The organism is Micromonospora sp. NBRC 110037 (assembly GCF_001652995.1).
Taxonomy (GTDB): Bacteria; Actinomycetota; Actinomycetes; order Mycobacteriales; family Micromonosporaceae; genus Micromonospora; species Micromonospora chalcea.
Map to the genome: position 1 here is coordinate 202962 of NZ_BBVA01000004.1, position 23516 is coordinate 226477.

General features: G+C 72.8%; 16 protein-coding genes. 11 read left to right on the forward strand and 5 right to left on the reverse strand.

What is annotated here, in order from left to right; all coding sequences use genetic code 11:
- Window positions 1–61 precede the first annotated feature (61 nt).
- The 5 genes from gatC (at window position 62) to A4R25_RS13965 (ending at window position 7322) form a co-directional block, all read left to right on the forward strand.
- A complete protein-coding gene (gene gatC, locus A4R25_RS13945; RefSeq protein ID WP_013284468.1) occupies window positions 62–367 on the forward strand; it encodes an Asp-tRNA(Asn)/Glu-tRNA(Gln) amidotransferase subunit GatC in 306 nt (101 codons plus the stop codon).
- Between the two features lie 76 nt (window positions 368–443).
- A complete protein-coding gene (gene gatA, locus A4R25_RS13950; RefSeq protein WP_043326045.1) occupies window positions 444–1919 on the forward strand; it encodes an Asp-tRNA(Asn)/Glu-tRNA(Gln) amidotransferase subunit GatA in 1476 nt (491 codons plus the stop codon).
- 192 nt (window positions 1920–2111) lie between these two features.
- Window positions 2112–3260 carry a putative Ig domain-containing protein gene (locus A4R25_RS13955; RefSeq protein ID WP_231915524.1) on the forward strand — a complete coding sequence of 383 codons (1149 nt, stop codon included), beginning with the start codon at window positions 2112–2114 and terminating at the stop codon, window positions 3258–3260.
- Between the two features lie 99 nt (window positions 3261–3359).
- The gene (gatB, locus tag A4R25_RS13960; protein ID WP_043326041.1) at window positions 3360–4853 is read left to right on the forward strand and encodes an Asp-tRNA(Asn)/Glu-tRNA(Gln) amidotransferase subunit GatB; all 1494 of its coding nucleotides are present in this window, start codon (window positions 3360–3362) and stop codon (window positions 4851–4853) included.
- 111 nt (window positions 4854–4964) lie between these two features.
- Window positions 4965–7322 carry a pyruvate dehydrogenase gene (locus A4R25_RS13965; protein ID WP_064446984.1) on the forward strand — a complete coding sequence of 786 codons (2358 nt, stop codon included), beginning with the start codon at window positions 4965–4967 and terminating at the stop codon, window positions 7320–7322.
- Between the two features lie 339 nt (window positions 7323–7661).
- Here A4R25_RS13965 and A4R25_RS13970 read toward each other — a convergent pair whose 3' ends face one another.
- Genes A4R25_RS13970 through A4R25_RS13980 form a run of 3 tightly spaced genes read right to left on the reverse strand, consistent with a single transcriptional unit; the run spans window position 7662 to window position 12361 of the window.
- Window positions 7662–9281, reverse strand: a complete 1620-nt coding sequence (locus A4R25_RS13970) for a metallophosphoesterase (RefSeq protein ID WP_064446985.1) — start codon at window positions 9279–9281, stop codon at window positions 7662–7664.
- 53 nt (window positions 9282–9334) lie between these two features.
- On the reverse strand, window positions 9335–10510 hold the full coding sequence (locus A4R25_RS13975) for a sorbosone dehydrogenase family protein (protein WP_043326037.1): 1176 nt from the start codon (window positions 10508–10510) through the stop codon (window positions 9335–9337).
- Window positions 10511–10555: 45 nt separating this feature from the next.
- The gene (locus A4R25_RS13980; RefSeq protein ID WP_064447249.1) at window positions 10556–12361 is read right to left on the reverse strand and encodes a SpoIIE family protein phosphatase; all 1806 of its coding nucleotides are present in this window, start codon (window positions 12359–12361) and stop codon (window positions 10556–10558) included.
- 142 nt (window positions 12362–12503) lie between these two features.
- Between A4R25_RS13980 and A4R25_RS13985 the strand changes: the two genes are divergently transcribed.
- Entirely contained in the window at window positions 12504–13430 is a 927-nt protein-coding gene (locus tag A4R25_RS13985) for a 2-hydroxyacid dehydrogenase (RefSeq protein ID WP_064446986.1), read from the forward strand.
- On the opposite strand, the gene A4R25_RS13990 is transcribed toward A4R25_RS13985, so the two are convergent.
- Window positions 13424–13807: a PH domain-containing protein gene (locus A4R25_RS13990; RefSeq protein WP_064446987.1), complete on the reverse strand. Its 384-nt coding sequence runs from the start codon at window positions 13805–13807 to the stop codon at window positions 13424–13426. The two genes, A4R25_RS13985 and A4R25_RS13990, sit on opposite strands and share 7 nt — an antisense overlap.
- 364 nt (window positions 13808–14171) lie before the next feature.
- Here A4R25_RS13990 and A4R25_RS13995 point away from each other — a divergent pair, with 364 nt between their 5' ends.
- The gene (locus tag A4R25_RS13995; RefSeq protein WP_064446988.1) at window positions 14172–16472 is read left to right on the forward strand and encodes a GGDEF domain-containing protein; all 2301 of its coding nucleotides are present in this window, start codon (window positions 14172–14174) and stop codon (window positions 16470–16472) included.
- Window positions 16473–16483: 11 nt separating this feature from the next.
- Here A4R25_RS13995 and A4R25_RS14000 read toward each other — a convergent pair whose 3' ends face one another.
- The gene (locus A4R25_RS14000; RefSeq protein ID WP_064446989.1) at window positions 16484–17509 is read right to left on the reverse strand and encodes a LacI family DNA-binding transcriptional regulator; all 1026 of its coding nucleotides are present in this window, start codon (window positions 17507–17509) and stop codon (window positions 16484–16486) included.
- Between the two features lie 339 nt (window positions 17510–17848).
- On the opposite strand from A4R25_RS14000, the gene A4R25_RS14005 reads away from it, so the two are divergent.
- The 4 genes from A4R25_RS14005 to A4R25_RS14020 all read left to right on the forward strand — a co-directional run bounded on the left by A4R25_RS14005 (window position 17849) and on the right by A4R25_RS14020 (window position 23505).
- A complete protein-coding gene (locus tag A4R25_RS14005; RefSeq protein ID WP_064446990.1) occupies window positions 17849–19132 on the forward strand; it encodes an ABC transporter substrate-binding protein in 1284 nt (427 codons plus the stop codon).
- Window positions 19133–19202: 70 nt separating this feature from the next.
- Window positions 19203–20204 carry a carbohydrate ABC transporter permease gene (locus tag A4R25_RS14010; RefSeq protein ID WP_064446991.1) on the forward strand — a complete coding sequence of 334 codons (1002 nt, stop codon included), beginning with the start codon at window positions 19203–19205 and terminating at the stop codon, window positions 20202–20204.
- Window positions 20201–21061, forward strand: a complete 861-nt coding sequence (locus tag A4R25_RS14015) for a carbohydrate ABC transporter permease (RefSeq protein WP_043326027.1) — start codon at window positions 20201–20203, stop codon at window positions 21059–21061. The genes A4R25_RS14010 and A4R25_RS14015 overlap by 4 nt, the downstream gene beginning before the upstream one ends.
- Window positions 21058–23505: a glycoside hydrolase family 2 protein gene (locus A4R25_RS14020; protein WP_064446992.1), complete on the forward strand. Its 2448-nt coding sequence runs from the start codon at window positions 21058–21060 to the stop codon at window positions 23503–23505. The genes A4R25_RS14015 and A4R25_RS14020 overlap by 4 nt, the downstream gene beginning before the upstream one ends.
- Window positions 23506–23516: the final 11 nt, after the last annotated feature.

The following is a 23516-nucleotide window of genomic DNA, read 5'->3' on the forward strand; positions in this document are numbered from 1 at the left end:
ATCCCGTACGCGCGGCCGGCCCACCGCAGACGTCTCAGGACAGCCACGAAGGGGGCACCCGATGGCCGCCATCTCCCGCGAGGAGGTCGCGCACCTCGCGCGACTGTCGCGGCTCGCCGTCACGGAGGAGGAGTTGGACACCTTCGCCGGCCAGCTGGATGTGATCCTCCAGTCGGTCGCGCAGGTCGGCGAGGTCGCCGCGGCGGACATCCCGCCGACGTCCCACTCGGTGCCGCTGACGAACGTGCTCCGCGAGGACGTCGTACGGCCGGGCCTGACCCCGCAGGAGGCGCTGTCGGGCGCACCCGACGCCGAGGAGCAGCGGTTCCGCGTCCCGCGGATCCTGGACGAGGATGTGGCCTCATGAGCGAGCGCAGCGAGCGAATCATCGGGCCCAGCATGGCTGTCGCTCATGACGGCACGGAGCGAAGCGGAGTGCCGGCATGAGCGACTTGACCAAGCTGAGCGCTGTTGAGATCGCCGGGCTGGTGGCGAGCGGCGAGACCTCCGCCGTCGAGGTCACCCAGGCCCACCTGGACCGCATCGGCGCCGTCGACGACCGGGTGCACGCGTTCCTGCACGTCGACACCGAGGGGGCGCTGGCCGCCGCGCGTGCCGTGGACGAGCGCCGCGCCGCCGGTGACGAACTCGGCCCGCTGGCCGGTGTGCCGGTCGCGGTGAAGGACGTGCTCACCACCAAGGGCGTACCGACCACGGTCGGGTCGAAGATCCTGGAGGGCTGGCGCCCGCCGTACGACTCGACCATCGTCGAGCGGCTGCGCGCCGCCGGCACGGTGATGCTCGGTAAGACGAACATGGACGAGTTCGCCATGGGCTCCTCCACCGAATACTCCGCGTACGGGCCGACCCGTAACCCGTGGGACACCGACCGGATCCCGGGCGGCTCCGGCGGTGGCAGCGCGGCGGCGCTGGCCGCGTACGAGGCGCCGCTGTCGATCGGCTCGGACACCGGCGGCTCGATCCGCCAGCCCGGCGCGGTCACCGGCACCGTCGGCGCGAAGCCCACCTACGGCGGCACCTCCCGCTACGGCCTGGTGGCGTTCTCCTCGTCGCTGGACACGCCCGGCCCGTGCGCGCGTACCGTGCTCGACGCCGCGTTGCTGCACGAGGTGATCGGCGGTCACGACCCGCGCGACTCCACGTCGATCCCGGCCCCGGTGCCGGACGTGGTGGCCGCCGCGCGCCTCGGCGCCACCGGCGACCTGACCGGCGTGAAGCTCGGCATGGTCACCGAGTTCATCGGCGAGGGCGCGGAGCCGGGCGTGATGGCCGCGTTCCGCGACGCGGCCGAGGCGCTGGCGAAGCTGGGCGCGGAGATCGTCGAGGTCTCCTGCCCGCACTTCAAGTACGCGCTGCCGGCCTACTACCTGATCGCGCCGAGCGAGTGCTCCTCCAACCTGGCCCGGTTCGACGGCGTCCGGTTCGGCCTGCGGGTCGGCGACGACGGCAACCGGTCGCTTGAGGAGGTCATGTCGCTGACCCGCGAGGCCGGCTTCGGCCCCGAGGTCAAGCGCCGCATCATGATCGGCACGTATGCGCTCTCCTCGGGCTACTACGACGCCTACTACGGCCAGGCGCAGAAGGTCCGCACCCTGATCACGCGGGACTTCACCAGCGCGTTCGAGCAGGTCGACGCGCTGATCTCGCCGACCACGCCGTTCGTGGCGTTCCCGCTCGGGTCGCGTACCGCCGACCCGTACCAGATGTACCTGGCGGACCTGTTCACCATCCCGACGAACCTGTACGGCGGCCCGGCCATCTCGGTGCCGTGCGGCCTGTCCGACGGGCTCCCGGTGGGCTTCCAGATCATGGCGCCGACCATGGCGGACGACCGGATGTACCGGATCGCCGCCGCGCTGGAGAGCGCCGTCGGCACGCTCACCCCGCCGACGATCTGAACCGGACGGTACGGAGGCGGCCCGCCCGCCTCCGTACCGACACGGTGATCACCGATCAGGGGATTGCCGGGGGTCACTGGCACTGGTCGAATAAACTGCGAGTCTGCTGGATCGACTGGACTGTGGCCCGCTGGCGGACGCGAGCGGTTCCGACCGAGAGCTGGATGTGCGATGGGGACACTTCGCCCGGTCATGGCCCTGACGATGGTCGTCGCGTTGCTGCTGGGCGCCGGGCAGCCGGCCGCCGCGCAACCGGCCACCGTCGCCACCGAGGCCGTCACCATCACCTCGGGCAAGCCCCGGTCGGTCATGGTCATCGGGCAGGTCTACGCGATCCACACCGTCGAGGCGACCGGTGGCACCGCGCCGTACCGGCTGTCGGTGACCTCGGGCAGTCTGCCGCCGGGGATGCTCGTGGTGGGTACGTCGCTGGGTGGTGCGCCGACGACGCCCGGCACGTACACGTTCACGCTGCGGATGACCGACAAGAACGACCTCTTCGACGAGCAGACGGCGACGATCGAGGTGCGCGAACCCAAGGTCGTCATCACGTCGGGCAAGCCCCGGTCGCCCATGTACCTGGGCCGGGTGTACGCGATCCACACGGTCGAGGCGACCGGTGGCACCGGGCCGTACCGGTTGTCGGTGGTCTCGGGCAGTCTGCCGCCGGGGATGCTCGTGGTGGGAACTTCGCTCGGGGGTTCACCGACCACCGCGGGGACGTACACGTTCACGCTGCGGATGACCGACAAGAACGACCGCTTCGACGAGCAGGACGCCACCATCGTGGTCGCCGAGGCGGCGGCCGCGTTCACCTCCGGCGACCCGCCCGCCGCCACGGTCGGCAAGCGTTACTCCTTCCGGTTCACCGCCGCCGGTGACTCGGACATCGTGTTCTCCCTGGCGGCCGGGGCCCTGCCGGACGGCCTCACGCTCGACGGAAAGGGCAAGCTCAGCGGCACCCCGGGCAGCGCCGGCACGTTCGCCTTCACCGTCGCGGCGAAGGGTTACAGCACCAGCGCCACGAAGCAGGTGTCGCTGACCGTCGCCGCGCGGAACCCGGGCACCCCGACGGCGTCCCCGACCGGCTCGACGCCCGACCCGGCCGACCCGACTGTTACGCCGACCCCCGACGACCCGGCCGCCACACCGTCGGAGAGCAGCACCTCGGCGCCGCTGCCGACGGCTTCGCCGTCGAAGGTGAGCGGCGCTTGGCTGCCGATCACCGGGCCGGGTTCGCCGCTCGTGCTGCTGCTGTTGAGCATCGTGGCCTTCTCCATCGGCGGCATCCTGCTCGTGCTGGCGTACAACCGTCGCCGTACCTTCACCACACCCGAGTGACGCCGGGCCCCGCGCGGTGATCTCGAAGCCCGGCAGCGGGGTGGCCGGGCCAGCCGATTAGGCTGGAACGGTTCTGTCCGGATCGCGCCTGGAGCTCAGATGACGACGACACTGCCCGCGTACGACGAGGTCGTCGCGCGCTTCGAACCGGTGATCGGCCTGGAGACCCACGTCGAGCTGGGCACGAACACCAAAATGTGGTGCGGCTGCCCGACCGACTTCGGCGGCGAGCCGAACACCCGGGTCTGCCCGGTCTGCCTCGGCCTGCCCGGCTCGCTGCCGGTGGCGAACAAGGCCGCCATCGAGGCGACCATCCGGATCGGGCTGGCGCTCAACTGCTCGATCGCCGAATGGTGCCGGTTCGCCCGGAAGAACTACTTCTACCCGGACATGCCGAAGAACTTCCAGATCAGCCAGTACGACGAGCCGCTGTGCTTCGACGGCTACCTGGACGTCGAGGTCAACGGCGAGCTGGTGCGCATCGGCATCGAGCGGGTGCACCTGGAGGAGGACACCGGCAAGACGCTGCACGTCGGCGGCGCCACCGGTCGCATCCACGGCGCCACCGAGTCGCTCGTCGACTACAACCGGGCCGGCATCCCCCTGGTCGAGATCGTCACCAAGCCGATCCCCGGCACCGGCGCGCTCGCGCCCGAGGTCGCCCGCGCGTACGTCGCCGAGCTGCGCGACGTGATCCGCTCGCTCGGCGTCTCCGACGTGCGGATGGAGGAGGGCTCGCTGCGCTGCGACGTCAACACGTCGCTGAACCGGCCGGGCGAGGAGTGGGGCACCCGCACCGAGACCAAGAACGTCAACTCGCTGCGCTCGGTCGAGCGGGCGGTGCGCTCGGAGATGCTGCGCCAGGCGTCCGTGCTGGAGGCCGGTGGCCGGATCACCCAGGAGACCCGGCACTTCCACGAGGACACCGGCGACACCACGTCGGGCCGGTCCAAGGAGACCGCCACCGACTACCGGTACTTCCCGGAGCCGGACCTGGTGCCGCTCGCCCCGGACACCGCGTGGGTGGCCGAGCTGAAGGCCGCCCTGCCGGAGCTGCCGCGGCTGCGCCGCAAGCGGATCCAGCAGGAGTGGGGCCTGTCCGACCTCGACATGCAGTCGGTGGTCAACGCCGGCGCGGTCGAGCTGATCGAGGCGACAGTGGCCGCCGGCACGACCCCCGCGGCCGCCCGGAAGTGGTGGCTGGGTGAGCTGTCCCGCCGCGCCAACGAGACCGGCGTGGAGCTGGCCGACGTGGGCGCCACCCCGGCCCAGGTCGCCGAGCTGCAGGGCCTCGTCGACGCGGGCAAGCTCAACGACAAGCTGGCCCGTACCGTGCTGGAGGGCGTGGTGGCCGGCGAGGGCTCGCCGACCGAGATCATGACCAACCGCAACCTGGAGGTCGTCTCGGACACCGGCGCGCTCACCGCGGCCGTGGACGAGGCGATCGCCGCCAACCCGGACGTGGCCGACAAGATCCGCAGCGGCAAGGTCGCGGCGGCCGGCGCGCTGGTCGGCGCGGTCATGAAGACCACCCGCGGCCAGGCGGACGCGAAGACGGTCCGCGAGCTGATCCTGGCGCGCCTCGGCGCCTGACGTGTTGTAAGGAAGGGCCCCTTCTTAACGCCTGGTGCATGGGAAGGGGCCCTTCCTAACGCCTCACCCCCACTCAGTGGGCGTCAACGGCGACGCCCGGATGGAGTCACCGTGAACCAGCACGACCTCGACGTCCTCGACGAGATCCAGCGCCGGGTGCTCTGGCTCGCCACCCGCATCGTCGACGCGGCCAACCACGACCGCGACACCGGCGACGGGGTGAAGGTCGGCGGCCACCAGGCGTCGAGCGCCTCCCTGGTGACAGCGATGACCGCGCTCTGGTTCCAGCACCTCGACGCCGAGGACCGGGTCGCGGTCAAGCCGCACGCCTCGCCGGTGTTCCACGCCATCCAGTACCTGCTCGGCAACCTCGACAAGTCGTACCTGCCGAAGCTGCGGGCGCGCGGCGGCCTCCAGTCGTACCCGTCGCGGACCAAGGACCCGGACGAGGTGGACTTCTCCACCGGCTCGGTCGGCCTGGGCGCCGCCGCGCCGCTGTTCGCCGCCGTGACCCGCCGCTACGTCGACGCGCACTTCGGCCCGCGCCCGCACTCCCGGTTCGTCGCCATCATCGGCGACGCCGAGCTGGACGAGGGCAACATCTGGGAGGCGGTCGCCGACCCGGCCACCACCGGCCTGGGCAACGTGATGTGGCTCGTCGACTTCAACCGGCAGTCGCTGGACCGGGTCGTCCCCGGCATCCGGATCAACCAGTGGCGCGGCCAGTTCGAGGCGGCCGGCTGGCACGTCGTGGAGGTCAAGTACGGCCGCAAGCTCGCCGAGGCGTACGCCCGGCCGGGTGGCGCGGCGCTGCGCGACTGGATCGACCGGATGCCCAACGAGCAGTACCAGTCGCTGTTCGGGCTGGCCGGCCCGGCGCTGCGCAAGCAGTTCCTGGACGGCGCGCCGGCCGAGGTGGCCGCGTTCGTGGCCGACATCGGCGACGACGAGCTGGGCCCGCTCGTCACCGACCTGGGCGGCCACGACGCGCAGGCGATGCTCGACGCGTACGCCCAGTGCGACGCGGTGGCCGACCGGCCCAGCGTCGTGTTCGCGTACACGGTCAAGGGCTGGGGTCTGCCCATCGCCGGCAACCCGCGCAACCACTCGGCGCTGCTCACCACCGAGCAGGTCGACGCGCTGCGCGCCGCGCAGGGCCTGACCCCGGAGACCGAGTGGGACCGTCTCGACCCGGCGTCCCCGGCCGGCATCCGGGCCGGCGAGCGCCGGGAGGCGCTGTCCCGCGCGCCGCGCGAGCGGGCGCTGGGCGTCACCGTTCCGGAAACCACGCGGGTACGCGCGAACAAGCCGGTCTCCACCCAGGAGGTCTTCGGCCGGGTGCTGGTCGACCTGGCCCGCGATCCGCAGGTGGCGCCCTACCTGGTGACCACCGCGCCGGACGTGGCCACCTCGACCAACCTGGCCGGGTTCATCAACAAGACGGGCGTGTTCGCCCCGACCGAGCAGCGCTCCTGGACCGAGGACCGGATGCTGCGCTGGACCGAGAGCCCCGCCGGGCAGCACATCGAGCTGGGCATCTCGGAGATGAACCTGTTCCTGCTGCTGGGCCAGCTCGGCCTGTCGTGGGACCTGTCCGGCCAGCCGCTGCTGCCGGTGGGCACCGTCTACGACCCGTTCGTGCTGCGCGGTCTCGACGCGTTCCTCTACGGGACGTACTCCGGTTCCCGGTTCGTGGTGGCCGGCACCCCGTCCGGCATCACGCTGGCCCCCGAGGGTGGCGCGCACCAGTCCACCATCACCGCCTCGGTCGGCCTGGAGCTGCCCGGCGTGACGTTCCTGGAGCCCGCGTACGCCGGCAGCCTCGACTGGCTGCTCTGCGACGCGCTCGGGCAGATCGCCGGTGGCGCCGCGCCCGCCGCCACCGCCGCGCCGGCCGAGGACGGGGCATACTACTTCCGGCTCAGCACCCGGCCGATCGACCAGGCCCCGTTCGAGGCGGCCCGGACCCGGCTCGGGGACGCGGTGCTGCGGCGGCAGGTGGTGGCCGGCGCGTACCGGCTCGTCGACGCGCACCAGGCGTACCCCGATCTGGCTGACGCCCCGGTCGTGCAGCTCGCGGCCTCCGGCGCGGTGCTGCCGGAGGTGCTCGCCGCCGCCGCGGAGCTGGCGGAGGAGGGCGTGGCCGCGCACGTCGTGGACGTGACCAGCCTGGACCGCCTCTACCGGGCGTGGCAGCGGACGCTGCGTCAAGGTGTGCGGACCGCGACGGTGCCGAGCGTGCCGGGCGCGCTGCGGTCGGCTTTCGCCGACCGGGTGCCGGTGGTCACCGTGCACGACGCGGCCTCGCACGCGATGGCCTGGCTCGGCTCGGCGGTCGGCGCCCCGGCGGTGCCGCTCGGCGTGGACGAGTTCGGCCAGTCCGGCAACGTCCGGGAGCTGTACGAGTTGCACGACCTGCTGCCGGGCAGCATCGTCAACGCCGCGCTGGCCGCGATCGCGCTGCGCTGACCGCGCCGGGCTGGTCCGGCTCGACCCGGCACCGCGGCAGGCCGTGGTGGTCACGGAACGTGACAGGTTGACCTGATTGCTGAGAGTGACCGTCTCCGGCGAACCGGGCGATCGCCTCTCGCCGCCTTTGCTCTGCAGCCACACCCGCAGCATCGCCCTGAGCTGGGGTGCGGCGAAGAGTGCCCGCGGCGCGCGGCCGTCCGTGCGGTCACTCCCGGTGCCTGCCGCGCCGATGGGTGCAGAGCAAAGGCGGCAGCAGGACATGCCAGTGCCGGACGGGTCGGTGACACGCGGTGACCGGGCGTCCGCGCGGCAGGCGGCCGGAGAACGCCCGAACGGTCAGCGGGTGGGGGTGGCGGTGGGGCTCAGGGTGGTCGTACCCGGCGACGGCGACTCGGAGGGTCCCCGGGTCGGGGTCGGGGTGACCGGCACCTGGTCGCCCTTGGCCGGGTCGCGGATGACGTGCCGCTCCAGGTTGACCTGCGACTGCCCGGTCCCGCCCACGGTGATCTCGTCGTAGGCCTGGAGCAGCTTCTGCTGGTCGAAGTAGAGCACCGTCATGGTCAGCGGCGTCGGCTTCTCGCCCTCCAGGCCGCGCAGCCCGGCCCCGCCGGTCGAGCCCTCCACCATCAGCGTGGTCGGCTGCTTGCCGGGCACCTCCGGCAGCTTCGACACCTGCCGGGCGTGGGTGTGCCCGGAGAGCACCAGCGGGCAGGTGCCGGAGAGCGGGCCAGCCGAGGCGGGATCGTGCACGAGCGCGATGTCGACCTTGCGCGGCGACTTCTCGACCGTCGCGGCGAGCTGTTCGCCGGCGCCGATCACCTGGTCGGCGACGGCGGCGGTGAGGCCGCTGCCGGCCGGTGAGGTCTCCTTGTCCGGAGTGAAGCGGGGGTCGCCGATGCCGGCGATGGTCAACCCGCCCACCGTCGTGATCGAGTTGTTCAGCACAATCGCGTTCGGCTGCTGGGCCACCGCGGCGGCGGTGCGCGGCGAGTCGTGGTTGCCGCGGATGAACACGTACGGCTTCTTGAGCAGGCCGATCGAGCCGACGAAGGACGCCTCCGGCTCGCTGCCCCAGTCGGTCATGTCGCCGGTGTCGATGACCACGTCGATGCCGAACTGCTCGACCACGGTACGGATCAACTGCCAGCCGGTCGGGTTGAGGTGCATGTCCGACACGTGCAGCACCCGGGTGGTGCCCGGCGACGGCTGCACCACCGGCAGCGCGGAGACCGTGGTGTACAGCTTGCTGACGTTGCCGACCAGCCGCTGCAACTGCTCGGCGTACTTGGTGTAGTCGTTGGCGATGCGCCGCGCGTCACCGACGATCGCGGGCGCGTTCACCAGCAGGCCCTCGTACCGTGGCTCCTCGATCGCCTGCGGACGCAGCGTCGTCGCGGCCACTCCGAGGCTGCCGGCGGTGATGACGAGCGCCAGGCCGCCGGCCCAGGCGGTACGGCGCACGTCGCGGAACACCAGCGCGGCCAGGATCAGTGTGGCCAGCACCGCCGAGGCGAGCGTACGCAGCCCGAGCCGCATCACGCCGTCGCGGACGTCCTGCACCGCCGACTGGCTGGCCCGGCTGATGCTGGCCGGGTCGTCGATCAGCGCCTCGGTGCGCCCCTGGTCGAGCGCGCCCACCTCGACGGTCAGGTACGCCGGCCCGTCGTGGCTGTCCAGCAGCAACGCGCCCAGCGGCGGGATGTCGACGGTGGTGCCGCCGCTCAGCGACGGGCTGAGCTTCAGTTCGGCCCGGAACGGGCCGATGTCGGTGCCGACGTGGCCGCCCGCGTACGTGCCGACCACGATGCCGCCGAGCGTGACCGCGAACAGGGCCAGCACGACACCCAGCCGGCGCAGCCGGCGACCCGGCCGCCACGCCGTCCAGCGGCGGGCAGGCCCGCTCCCGGGCGACGTCTCGTCCCCCGCGCGGTGCTCTTCGTTGTCGTGGCCGTCCATGCTGAGATCCTGACCTGCCCCTTGAGCGATCTTGACAAACCTGCCGACCCGGATCAGCTCCGGCCGGCGCCCCCGTCGGCGAAGACCAGCCGCAGGAGGCGGTCGTCCTCGGCGGCGGGCCGGCCCCGCCCGTCCCGGTTCGAGGTGCTCACCCAGAGCGAGCCGTCCGGGGCCACCGCCGCCGCCCGGAGCCGGCCGTACTTGTCGTTGAGCAGGTCGCGCGGCTGACCGAGGACGGTCCCGTTGCCGGCCAGCTCCACCAGCCACAGCCGTTGCCCGCGCAGGCAGGCGGCGACCAGCAGCCGATCCACGGCGGCCAGGCCGGAGCAGGAGGCGTCACCGGTGGGCCACTGCGTGATCGGGTTGACGTAGCGCCTGTCGTCGCTGCGCCCCTCCACCCGGGGCCACCCGTAGTTGCCGCCCTTGTTGATCGGGTTGATCTCGTCCCAGGTGTTCTGCCCGAACTCCACCGCGTACATCTTCTTGTCCGGCGTCCAGGCGAAGCCCTGCACGTTGCGGTGCCCGGTCGACCAGACCGGCGACCCGGCGGTCGGGTTGCCCGGCGCCGGCTTGCCGTCCGGGGTGATCCGCAGGATCTTGCCGCCGAGGCTCTTCGCGTCCTGGGCGTTCTCGGTGCGCCCGGCGTCGCCGGTGCTGGCGTAGAGGAGACCGTCCGGGCCGAAGCCCAGCCCGCCGCCGTTGTGCGTGCCGGCCTTCGGGATGCCGGTCAGGATCGGCGTCGGCGCCTGCCCGAGCCGCATCTTGGCGATCCGGTTGTCGTTCTCGGCGGTGTAGTAGACGAAGATCGTCCGGTCCCGCTCGTACGCCGGCGAGACCGCGATGCCGAGCAGACCGCCCTCGCCGCCGGCGGCCACGTCCGGCACGGTCTGCACCGGCCGCACGGCCAGCCCGTCCGGGCCGGACTCGGGGCCGACCTGCAGGATCCGTCCCTTGTCCCGCTCGGTCACCAGCGCCGCGCCGTCGGGCAGGAACGCGATGCCCCACGGCACCTCCAGGCCCTTGGCCAGCACGGTGGCGACCACCTGCTGGCCGGCCCCACCCGGGCTGGCGGTGCTGGACGGGCTCGGCAGGTTGGGCGGCGCGCCGGCCGGGTCCGGCTCGGGCTCGCCGAGGGCGCAACCGGCGCTGCCCAGCAGCAGCGCCGCGCAGGACACCGCCAGCGCCGTGCGGAGCCGGCGGGCACGGGGGTACGGAAGACGCGCTCTCACCCGGCCCAGCCTAGCCGGGCGAAGCGCCGAACCGGGCCGCTCAGCTCAGCCGGCACGCAGGGCGAGCAGGGCCACGTCGTCCTCACGGCGGTGGGCGGCGGCGAGCAGCCGGTCGCAGAGCAGGTCCAGCGGTGCGCCCGGCCCGTCGGCGCGGAGATGGGCGAGCAGGTCGGCCTGTCCCTCGTCGATCGACCGGTCCCGGCGCTCGATCAGCCCGTCGGTGTGCAGCAGCAGCGTGTCGCCGGGGGCGAGGACCAGTGTCCGGCCGGTACGCCGGGGCGCCCGGGCCAGGCCGAGCAGCGGCCCGCGTCCCTCGGCGACCGAGACCGTGCCGTCCGCCCGGACCAGCACCGGTGGGGGATGCCCGGCGTTGCACCAGGAGACCCGCAGCCCGTCCCCGTCCGGGCGGATCCGGGCCAGCACCGCGGTGGCGACGGTGGGCACCCGCAGCCCGCCCATCGCCCGGTCGAGCTGGGCCACCAGCAACTCCACCGGGTCGTCGCGCCCGTACGCGTTGCCGCGCACCAGGTTGCGCAACTGGCCCATGGTGGCCGCCGCCTCGATGTCGTGACCGGCGACATCACCGATCGCGGCCACCAGCTCGCCGTCGGGCTGGACGAATGCGTCGTACCAGTCACCGCCCACCTCGACCCGGTCCGCGACCGGCAGGTAGCGGGCGGCCAGCTCGATCCCCGGCACCGTCGGCAGGGTGGGCAGCATGCTGTGCTGGAGCACCTCGGCGACGTGGCGCTGCTCACCGTAGAGGCGGCTGTTGCCGACCGCCTGTCCGGCGCGTACTCCGATGTCCTGCGCGGTGCGCAGGTCGCTGTCGTCGAAACCGCGCCGCCCCTGGCGGTTGACGAGGGTGACCGCCCCGATCACCCGGTCCCCGGCGGCGGTGATCGGCACGGTCAGGTGGGAGCCGATGCCGAGCCGGTCGGCGAGCGGCACCAGCTCCGGGCGCGTGGTGCCGCGCGCCACGTCGTCCAGTCCGGCCACGGCCCGCACCGCCGGCCGCCCGGTACGCAGCACCGAACGGATCTGCGACTCCGCGCTGAGGCCGGTCGTCAGCAACTCGGCGAAGCGGGCCAGGTCGGCCCCGCGTTCGGCCTCCCGGTGTACGCCGGTGACGGTGCGCGGGCGACCCGCCGGGTCGACGAGCGTGATCAGGCACCAGTCGGCGAGCAGCGGCACCATCGCGTGCCCGAGCCGATCGACGGCAGTGGCCACGTCCAGCGTGCCGCCGAGCATCTCGCTCATCCCGGCCAGCATGGCGAGCCGGTCGTGCGCCTCCTCGGCGCGGCGGCGGGCCTGCTCGGCGCCGCGGACCGCGATGCGCAGCCGCAGCTCCGAGGAGCACGCGGCGGCCAGGTCGGCGAGCGTACGCAACTGCTCGGGGGTCCAGGCCCGGGGCTTGCTGTCGATCGCGCAGAGCGAGCCGAGTACCCGCCCGTCCAGGTCGGTGAGCGGCATTCCGGCGTACGCCACCACGCCCAGGTCCTCGATGGCCAGGTTGAGGCGTACCCGGGGGTAGAGGCGGGCGTCGGGCAGCACCAGCGGCATCTCGATGTCGACGACGTGCTGGCAGAACGAGTGGCTCAGCGGTGTCTGCCGGCGCGCCGCCCAGGGCTCCGGCAGCCCGGTCGCGCCGGGAAAGAACTGCCGGTCGGCGTCGACCAGGGAGACCAGCGCGACCGGCACGTCGAGCAGGTCGCCGACCAGGCGGGCGAACCTGTCGAACGCCTCGTCGGGTACGGCGTCGAGCCGCGTCTCGTCGAGCGCACGCAACCGGTCGGGATCGGTGAGCGCGGCAATCGGCACGGCCACCCGGCCCCGGCCGTCCTCGCTCATCGCCACCGCCCTCAGCAAGCGGAACACCCGACCGGCATCCCGTCCTCGGTTATACCCCGCTGCACTGTCAATCGACCCCGGGCGGGGCGTTCGTCACGGCCCACGCCATGCCGGCCCGGGGCTGCCGATATGGTCGGCGGTCGTGAAGGCATGGATCCCGCACCCCGAAGGCCTCCGGCTGCTCGGCGAGCTGCCGCCCGGCGTCACCGTGGAGCTGCTGGAGGACCCGGAACGGCCCCCGTCGTCCCCGGCCGGGGTGCGGTTCTGGGTGCCGCCGTTCCTGTCCGGCCCGGACGCCGGCGCGTTCCTGGCCCGCCTGCCGGACGTCGAGGTGGTGCAGCTGCTCTCCGCCGGCGCGGACGCCTGGGTGGGGCGCGTCCCGGACGGTGTGACGCTCTGCGACGCCCGGGGCGTGCACGACTCGCCCACCGCCGAGTGGGTGGTGGCCGCGATCCTCGCCTCGCTGCGCGGGTTCGCGCCGCTGGCCCGGGCGCAGGCGCGGCGCGAGTGGGCGTACGACGAGGTGGCGCCGACCGACGAACTTGCCGGTAAGCGCGTGCTGATCGTGGGCGCCGGCTCGATCGGCACGGCGGTGCGTGACCGGCTCGCCCCGTTCGAGGTGAGCTTCACGCTGGTGGCCCGTACGCCGCGCCCGGACCAGGGTGTGCACGGGGTGGACGAGCTGCCCGCCCTGCTGCCGGAGGCGGACGTGGTGGTGCTGCTGGTGCCGCTGACCGACCGGACCCGGGGGCTGGTCGACGAGAAGTTCCTGGCCGCAATGCCGGACGGCGCGTTGCTGGTGAACGCCGCACGGGGGCCGGTGGTCAGCACCCCCGCGTTGCTCGCCGAGCTGACCTCGGGGCGCCTGCGGGCGGCGGTGGACGTCACCGACCCGGAGCCGCTGCCCGCCGACCATCCCCTGTGGGAGCTGCCGAACCTGCTGCTCACCCCGCACATCGGCGGCTCGGTACGCGGTCTGCTGCCCCGGGCGTACCGCCTGGTGGCCGAGCAGCTACGCCGGCACGTGGCCGGGGAGGAGCTGACGAACCGGGTGGTCGACGGCTACTGATCGTTCGCCTCACCGGGCAGCTCCTGCCCGGTGACGGCGATCAGGTGGGGCAGCTCGGTGGCGCGTACCGCCGGCAGCATCACCACCTCGCCGTCGTCGAGCCGGGCGAGCGCGCGGCCCCGGGCGTCGCCGGCCAGTTCGGTGACGCGCGTCCACGGCACCCGGCGTTGCCCGGCGATCGCCCGCAGCCGCAGTTCCGAGGCGTCGGCGTCGGTGCCGGCGCGCCACGCCCAGACCGCGACGGTGAGCGGGACGAGCAGCACCCAGAGCAGCCACCAGCGGGCGGAGGCCAGCGGCAGCGCGCCGATGGTGGCGACGATCGCGGCGACCAGGATGGCCTGGTTGTGTCGGAAACGGACGGTATCGGCACGGCTCACCCTCCGATGATCCCACCCGGCCGACTCCCGCCACCCCGCGCCCCGGCAGCCCCGCCAACCCCGGAGATCTTGGTACGGCTCCGCCCTCCCGAGGGCGACTGCGTACCAAGATCTGGCGCGGGCTCGTCGGGAGGCTGGGGTGTGACGGATGTCACTGGTGGGATGACGTCGCCGGGCGCTTCCGGGATCGTTTCTAGGCGTGGCCGCAGTGGTCCCCGCCGATGCGTCCCGCCCGCCCCGACCCCGCACGTCGTTACCGCGAACCGCAACCGCACCGCCCCCGTGCCCCCTCACGAAGGCGACCGCCGTGCCCGTCCCTCCTCCCGCCGGTCCCCGTCGGCGGCCACCCCTGCCCGATGTCGCCGTGTCGCTCACCGGCGCGGTCTTTCTCCTGGCGGGCGTCGCCGGGCTCCTACCCGGTCCGGCCGCGACCGCGCTCGCCGTCGCCGGTGGATCCGCGCTCGCCTGCGTCCGGCTCGCCTGGCTGGCCGGCGGAGCGCTGCCCGCTCCGAGCGACCTCGCCCCGAACGCGCCGCCGACCGTCGACGCCCGAACCGCCGAATCACCAGCCCGGAGCGCCGAAACCGGCCCACCCGAGCGCCGGGACGTCATTGCGCCGGGCGTGACGACCGGGCGGCAGGCGCGCCGGGTCGCGTTGTCCCGCCGGGTCGCCGCGATCCTCGACGCCGCCGTCCTGGTCGCCGGGCTCTCCGTGGCGGTGCTGCCGCTGAGTGATCCCGCGTACCGGCTGCCGATCGCGCTGACCGGGCTGTGCCTCACCGCGCCGCTGTACGTGACGGCGCTGCTGCGCCTGCCCGGGCGGTCCCGGCTGTCCGGGCCCGAGCTGGTACGCCGTACCGTCGACGTGCTCGCGCTCGGCGTCAGCCTGGTCTTCGCCGGCTGGATGCTGCTGCCGGGCGGCCCGGTCCCGGCCGCCGCCGGGATCGCCGCGTCGGGCGGCGCGGTGGTGCTGGCCGTGCTCGTGGTGGTGGCCCTCGCCGAACGTCACCGCCGGCCGGGCGCCGCACGCTGTCACGCCGGGGCCGCGCTGACGCTCGGCGGGCTGACGCTGCTTGTGGTGCTGCTGGCGTACGGCGCGCCGGACCGGGCGCTGCCGGTTGTCGCGGCGCCGCTGCTGGCGGGGGCGCTGCTGACCGTCGCGGGCCTCCGGCGTGCCTGGGCCGGGGAGCGGCCGGACCGGGACGTGGCGCCGGCCGCCTGGCCCCGCCTCACCGCGCCGGCCGGGATCGCCGCGCTGGCCGCCGGTGTCCATCTGTGCGTGGTGGGGGAGTTCAGCACCGGCGCGATGGCCCTGGGCCTGACGGTCGTTCCGCCGATCATGGTGGGTGAGCTGCTCGCCGCCGCGGACCAGCGTCGCCGCGTGCAACGACTGGCGGCCCGGGAGGCGTGGCTGCGGCGCCGGCTCGGGCCTGATGCCCGGGCCGTCGAGCCCGCGCCGCTGACGCGCGCGGATCTGGTCCGGGCGTTGGCGCAGCGCAGCGGTGGCGCCCTGCTCGTGGTCGACCTGCACGGCGAGGGCGCGGCCGTGCCGGAGGGGCCGGTGCTCACCGAGGTCGCGCGCCGGCTCCGAACCGGCGTCGAGGCGCACGACCTGATCGCCCGGCTGGGCGACACCGAGTACGCGGTCCTCACCGATGTCGGGCCGGTGCTGGCGTACGCGCTCGGCACCCGGCTGCTGGCGGCGCTGACCGAGCCGTACCCGCGGCCGGGCGGGGTGGCCCGGGTGCGGGTGAGCGTCGGGCTGGCCGAGACCGGAAGCGGCGAGCCGGAGGACGTGCTGCGTCAGGCCGACCTGGCCCGCCGCCGGGCGGTGCAGCTCGGCCGGGACCGGGTCGAGTGGTACGACGCCTACCTGGAGGAGCAACTGGTCCGGCGCCTGGATCTGGAACGGGAGCTGCCCGGCGCGGTGGCGCGCGGTGAGCTGGACCTGGTCTACCAGCCGGTGGTGGCGCTCGCGGAGCGGACACCGGTCGGCACCGAGGCGTTGCTGCGCTGGCGCAGTCCCACGCTGGGCACCGTGCTGCCGGCGGAGTTGCTGCCGGTGGCGGCCGACCTCGATCTGGTCGGCGAGATCGGGCGGTGGGTGGTGGACCGGGCCTGCCGCCAGCTCGCCGCGTGGTCGGGGGGCGGCCGGGAGCTGTGGATGGCTGTCAACGTGACGCCGCGTGAGCTGGCCGCGCCGGACTTCGTGGCGCGTACGGCGACCGCGCTGGCCGCGTACGACGTGTCGCCGGAGCGGCTGGTGGTGGAGGTGGCCGAGCCGGGGGTGGGCGCCGAGTTGTCCACTGTGGTGGCCCGGCTGGCCGGTCTCCGCTCGATCGGCGTGCGGACCGCGCTCGACGACTTCCGCGCCGAGCACGCCTCGCTCGCCCAGCTCCGCCGCCTGCCGATCGACCTGCTCAAGGTGGGCCCGCATCTGGTCCGGCCGGGTGGGGACGGGCAGCGTCCGCTCATCGACGTGGTGGCGAACCTGGCCGACCGGCTCGGGGTCGAGTTGGTGGTCGAGGAGCTGGAGTCGGAGGGCCAGGTGGCGGGCGCGCGCCGGGCCGGCTGCCGGTACGGGCAGGGCTTCGCGCTGGCCCGCCCGGCGACCGCCGAGCGGGTCGAGGCGTGGTTCGAGGAGTTCCCGTCCGCAGCCCGGTGAGCTGAACCGGTTCAGCGGTCCGTCGTACGAGGTGGGGCCGTGCTGCCGCGCGGCGTGAGGTGCGCGGTCTCGTCCTGGACCACGGCGGCCGGCTCACCCGCGATCACGGCGAGGAGCTGCCGGGCGGCGTGCGCGCCGTACGCCGGGATGTCCCGGCCCAGCGCGGTCAGCGGCGGGTGCACCAGCCGGCAGAGCGGCGAGTCGTCCCAGGCCACGATGGACAGGTCGCCGGGGACGGTGAGGCCCATCTCCTGGGCCACCGAGAGCCCGGCGATCGCCATCACGTCGTTGTCGTAGATCACCGCGGTGGGGCGGGCGGCAGAGCTGAGCAGCCGGCGGGTCGCCCGCGCGCCCTCCTCGCCGGTGTAGTCGGACCAGACCGTCTGCGCCTCCTCCAGCCCGAGCCGCCGGCACACGCCGGTGAACGCCTCGGTGCGGATCTCGGTGTGCAGCAGCGAGGGCAGCCCGCCGACCCGGGCGATGCGCCGGTGGCCGAGCGCGACCAGGTACTCCACCGTCTCGACCAGCGCCGCCGCGTCGTCGGCCCAGACGCTCGCGAGGCCGCCGGTGTGGCCGGGGCCGCCGATCACCACCGCCGGCAGTTGCAGCTCCTCCAGCGCCGGCACCCGCCGGTCGTCGGTGCGCAGGTCGCAGACGAGCACGCCGTCGACCCGGCGTTCGGCCCACCACCGCCGGTAGACCGCGATCTCGGCGTCCTGGTCGCTGACCACCTGGAGCGTGAGCGCGTACGAGCGGGCCGACAGCTCGGCCTCGACGCCGCTGATCAGCTCCATGAAGAACGGCTCGATGCCGAGTATCCGGGCGGGGCGGCACAGCGCCAGCCCGACCGCCTTGGCGGTCGCCCCGGACAACGCGCGGGCGGCGCTGCTGGGCCGGAACCCGATCTCGGCGGCGATCGCGAGGATGCGCTGGCGGGTCGCCTCGGAGACGCCGGGCTGGCCGTTGAGGGCGTACGACACCGCGCCCTTGGAGACCCCGGCGCGCCGGGCGACGTCGGCGATGGTCGGCCGCTTCACCGGAGCGTTCCTCCACTGTGTCCGGCCCTCGCGGGCGCTTCCGGTCGCCGGATCACCGGCGTCTGGTGACGCTACTGCACGCGGTGCCGGGTCCGGGTGCCGCGGGCGGCATCGGTGGACCGCATCCGGCGCCAGTCGCTTGTGCGGTTCAGCCTAGAGCGCGGACCCGACGAGACCGCCCGCAGCGTGGTCGTGAGCGGCGGCGAGGTTACCGGATCGGCACATCGGTAACCGGCCGTTGACAGTCGTGAATGGGAACCGTACGGTGGCGTCACTTATCCGGTTCAGTCAACGTCTCTCGATATTCGGGAGCGTTCCCATTTCGGCGCGGAGGATGAGATGAGACGGTCCTGGACGCACCTGGCGCGGGTGACCGCCGTCGGTGCCGTCAGCCTGGTCATGATCGCCGCCTGCAGCGGCCGGAGCACCACCGGCGGCTCCGACCCGGCCGGTGGTCAGGTCACGCTGAAAATCAACTTCTGGGGCGACTTCGGGCTCCAGGACCTCAAGGCCAGGTACGAGGCCGAACATCCGAACGTCAAGATCCAGCTCAACTCGGGCGAGTACAACGCCCAGCACGAGGACCTGCAGAAGAAGCTCGTCGCGGGCAACGGCGCGCCGGACATCGCGGCGATCGACGAGGGCTTCATGGTCCAGTTCCGAAGCCAGTCCGACAAGTTCGTCAACCTGCTCGACAAGGGCGCCGGCTCGTACGAGAGCAAGTACCTGCCCTGGAAGTGGAAGCAGTCGCTGTCGGCGGACGGCAAGACGCAGATCGGCCTCGGCACCGACGTCGGCGGCCTGGCCATGTGCTACCGCACCGACCTGTTCAAGGCCGCCGGCCTGCCCACCGAACGCGACCAGGTGTCAGCGCTCTGGCCCACCTGGGACAGGTTCATCGAGGTCGGCCAGCAGTACACCACCACGACGAAGAAGAAGTTCATCGACGCCGGCACCAACCTGTTCAACCCGATCCTCGGTCAGCAGCCGGTCGGGTTCTACGACGAGCAGGACCAGCTCCGGATGGAGCAGGGCCCGAAGGTGGCGTTCGATTACACGGTGAAGGCCGTCGGCGCCGGGCTGTCGGCAAACCTGGTCAGCTTCCAGGCCGACTGGGACAAGGGCTTCACCAGCGGCGCGTTCGCGGTGCTCGCCTGCCCGGCCTGGATGCTCGGCCACATCAAGGACACCGCGCCCGGCACCGAGGGCAAGTGGGACATCGCCGCGGTACCGGGTGGCGGCGGCAACTGGGGCGGATCGTTCCTGACGTTGCCGAAGCAGGGCAAGAACGTCGACGAGGCGTACAAGCTGCTGACCTGGCTGGTCGCGCCGGAACAGCAGATCGAGATCTTCAAGAAGGTCGGCAACCTGCCGTCGCAGCCGGAGCTCTACACCGACCCGGCCATCGCCGACTTCAAGAACCCGTTCTTCAACGACGCCCCGGTCGGCCAGATCTTCCCGAAGATGGCGCAGGGCCTCACCCCGCAGTACCTGGGCCGCAAGAACGGCCCGACCCGGGTGGCGGTGGAGAACGTGATCCGGCGGGTGGAGAACAAGTCGCTCAAGTCCGACGCCGCCTGGAACGAGGCGGTCAAGGAGGCCGAGAAGGCCGCGAAGTCCTGACGTGTCAGCGGTGACGGGGCGGCCCGGCCCGCCCCGTCACCGTCCGATCTCCCGGCCCTGGAGTGAACAGATGTCCAGCACCCGTGCCGCACCGCCCCGCCGCCCACCCGCGCCGCAGGGCGGCAGTGCCGGCGACCGGCGGATGACCTGGCGCGACCGGCTGTACCGCTTCGACATGCGCTACATGCCGTACCTGATGATCGCGCCGTTCTTCCTGCTCTTCCTCGTGTTCGGGCTGTTCCCGCTGCTGTTCAACGCGGTCGTGTCGCTGCGCAACTACCGCCTGGACGACCCGACGCTGCCGTACTGGGCGGGCCTGGAGAACTTCAGCCGCCTGATCGCCGACGAGGACTTCTGGAACGCCCTTTACAACACGTTCGGCATCTTCCTGCTCTCCACAGTGCCGCAACTGCTGCTCGCGCTGCTCGTCGCGTCGCTGCTCAACCGCAAGCTGCGGGCGCAGACCTGGTGGCGGGTGGGTGTCCTGCTGCCGTACGTGACACCGATCGTGGCCTCGACGCTGGTGTTCAGCGTCTTCTTCTCCCGCGACTTCGGCATGGCCAACTGGGTGCTCGGCCTGCTCGGCATCGGCGGCGCGGACGACCCGATCGACTGGCGGGCCGGCAAGCTCCAGGCCTGGATCGCCATCGCCACCATGGTCAACTGGAAGTGGATCGGCTACAACGCGCTGCTCTACCTGGCCGCCATGCAGTCCATCCCGCGCGACGTCTACGAGGCCGCCGCCATCGACGGCGCCGGGCAGTGGAAGCAGCTCTGGCGGATAACCGTGCCGATGATCCAGCCGGTGGTCCTGTTCACAGTCATCCTCTCCACCATCGGCGGGTTGCAGTTGTTCACCGAGCCGATGCTGTTCGACCCGAACGCGCAGGCCGCGACCGGCGGGCCGGACGGCGAATGGCAGACCATCGCCCAGCTCATCTACAAGGTCGGCTGGAAGGACCTCAACCTCGGCTACGCCGCCGCCATGTCCTGGGCGTTGTTCCTGATCATCCTGATCGTGGCCGGCCTCAACTACCTGCTGACCAACCGACTCTCCGGAGGCCGCCGGTGACGACCCGACGTGTGGTGGCCCGGGCCCCGCAGGACACCCCGGCCGGGCTCTGGACCTACCTGCTGCTCGCGGTCAGCATGCTGTTCGCCGCGTTCCCGCTCTACTGGATGTTCGTCATCGCCACCAGTGACGACGAGGCGCTGGCGAAGCTGCCGCCCGCGGTGATCCCCGGCGACCGGTTCCTGACGAACGTCGAGGAGGTCTTCTCCCTCCAAGACGTCTACTTCGCCGCGTCGCTGATCAACAGCGTCATCGTCTCGGTGGTGGTGACCGCCTCGGTGCTGTTCTTCTGCTCGCTGGCCGGCTTCGCGTTCGCCAAGCTGCGCTTCCGGGGCAGCCGCGCGCTGATGCTGTTCGTGGTGCTCACGCTCACCGTGCCCAACCAGCTCGGCATCGTGGCGCTCTACATCGTGATGGGCAAGCTCGGCTGGAACGGCACGCTGCTCGCCGTCATCGCGCCCGGCCTGGTCACCGCGTTCGGCGTGTTCTACATGCGGCAGTTCATCCTGAACACCGTCCCGGACGAGCTGATCGAGTCGGCCCGGGTCGACGGCGCCACGACCATGCGTGTGTACGCGACGATCGTGCTCCCCGCGATCCGCCCGGCGCTGGCGGTGCTCGGCCTGCTCACGTTCGTGGCCACCTGGAACGACTTCCAGTGGCCGCTCATCACGCTCAGCGGCACCGACTACCCGACGTCGATGGTGGCGGTCTCCGACCTCGCAAGCGGCAACTACGTGATCTACCGGCGGGTGCTCGCTGGTGCGTTCATCGCCACCGTGCCCCTGCTGGTCATGCTGTTCATCGGTGGACGTCAGATCGTCCGCGGAATCATGGAAGGCGCGGTGAAGTCGTGAGCCGTCGAACTCTGCTGCACGAGGGATGGACGCTGCGGGCCGAGCCCGGTCCGGCGGTGCCGCCGCAGATCGCCGGGACGGCGGTGCCGGCGACAGTGCCCGGATGCGTGCACACCGACCTGCTCGCGGCCGGCCTCATCCCCGACCCGTACCTGGACGACAACGAGAACCGCCTCACCTGGATCGGCCGCACCGACTGGGTCTACGAGACGACGTTCGGATGGCAGCCCGGCGACGAAGAGCGGGTCGACCTGGTCTGCGCCGGCCTGGACACGGTCGCCACCGTCACGCTCAACGGCGTCGAGGTCGGCCGCACCGAGAACCAGCACCGCTCGTACCGCTTCGACGTCCGCGCGCTGCTGCGCCCGGACGGCAACACCCTGGCCGTACGCTTCGACTCCCCGTACCGGTATGCCGAGGCGCACCGGGACCGGCTCGGTGACCGGCCGAACGCGTACCCGGAGCCGTTCCACTTCATCCGCAAGACCGCCTGCAACTTCGGCTGGGACTGGGGACCGACGCTCGTCACCGCCGGCATCTGGCGCGACATCGGCCTGCACGCCTGGTCCACCGCCCGGCTCGCGTCGGTCCGGCCGATCGTCACGGTGGTCGACGGCGTCGGCCGGGTCGAGCTGCACGCCGAGGTCGAGCGGACCGGCGACGAGCCGCTGACCGTCCGCGCCACCGTCGCCGGGGTCACCGCCGAGATCGCCGTACCGGCGGGGGAGCGGACCGCCGTCGTGACGCTCACCGTCGCGGACCCCGCGCTGTGGTGGCCGATCGGGTACGGCGACCAGCCCCGCTACGACCTCGACGCCACCCTGCACGGCGCCGACGGCCGGGAGTTGGACGCCGCGTCCCGCCGGATCGGGTTCCGCTCGGTACGCCTGGACACCACGCCCGACGCGCACGGCACCCCGTTCGCGCTGCACGTCAATGACGTGCCGGTGTTCGTCAGGGGCGTGAACTGGATCCCCGACGACGCGTTCCCGAACCGGGTCACCCGGGAGCGCCTCGCGCAGCGGTTCGGCCAGGCGGCCGGCGCGCACGTCAACCTGCTGCGCGTCTGGGGCGGCGGCCGGTACGAGTCGGACGACTTCTACGACCTGGCCGACGAGATGGGATTGCTGGTGCAGCAGGACTTCCTGTTCGCCTGCGCCGCGTACCCGGAGGAGGAACCGTTCCGCACCGAGGTCGAGGCGGAGGCGCGCGAGCAGGTGACCCGGCTCGCCGGGCACCCGTCGCTGGTGCTCTGGACCGGCAACAACGAGAACATCTGGGGCTGGCACGACTGGGACTGGCAGGAACCCCTGGCCGGGCGCACCTGGGGGCGCGGCTACTACCTGGAGCTGCTCCCCGCCGTCGTCGGGGAGCTGGACCCGACCGTCCCGTACTGGCCGGGCAGTCCCTGGTCCGGCAGCGAGGAACTTCACCCCAACGACCCGGCGCACGGCACCACGCACATCTGGGACGTGTGGAACACCGACGACTACACGCGCTACCGGGACTACGTGCCGCGCTTCGTGGCCGAGTTCGGCTACCAGGCGCCGCCCACATACGCGACGCTGCGCCGGGCCCTCTCCGACGACCCGCTCGCGCACGACTCGCCGGGCATGACGCACCACCAGAAGGCAGCCGACGGGGACGGCAAGCTGCGGCGCGGGCTCGACGCCCACCTGCCGCCGCCCGCCGACTTCGACGACTGGCACTACCTCACTCAGCTCAACCAGGCCCGCGCCATCCAGTTCGGCGTGGAGCACTTCCGCTCGCACCGGCCGGTCTGCGCCGGCACCGTCGTGTGGCAGCTCAACGACTGCTGGCCGGTCACGTCGTGGTCGGCGATCGACGGCGACGGGCGCCGCAAACCCCTGTGGTACGCGCTGCGCCGCGCCTACGCCGACCGGCTGCTCACCGTGCAGCCGCGCGACGGCCGGCCGGCGCTGGTGGCGGTGAACGAGACCGCGCAGGCGTGGCGCGGGCCGGCCACGGTCACCCGGTTGACAGTCACCGGGGAGCCGAGGGCGAAGACCTCGGTCGACCTCGACGTCCCGGCGTACTCCTCGGTCGTGGTGGAACTGCCGGCGGAGCTGGCGCGGCCGGACGACGGCCGCGCGGAACTGCTCGTCGCGGACGCCGGGGACGCCGCGGAGCGCGCGCTGTGGTTCTTCGCCGAGGACCGCGACGTGCGGTGGCCGGCGGCGCAGTGGGACGCGGCGGTCGAGCCGGTGGACGGCGGCCGGCGGGTCCGGGTGACCGCGCGGACGGTGTTGCGTGACCTGACGCTGTTCCCGGACCGCCTCGATCCGGCCGCGGAGGTGGACCGGGCGCTGGTGACGCTGCTGCCGGGGGAGAGCGTCGTCTTCACGGTGAGCACCACGCGTCCGCTGGATGCCGAGGCGCTCATCTCCCGGCCGGTGCTGCGCTGCGTCAACGACCTGGCCTGAGCGGGACGCCC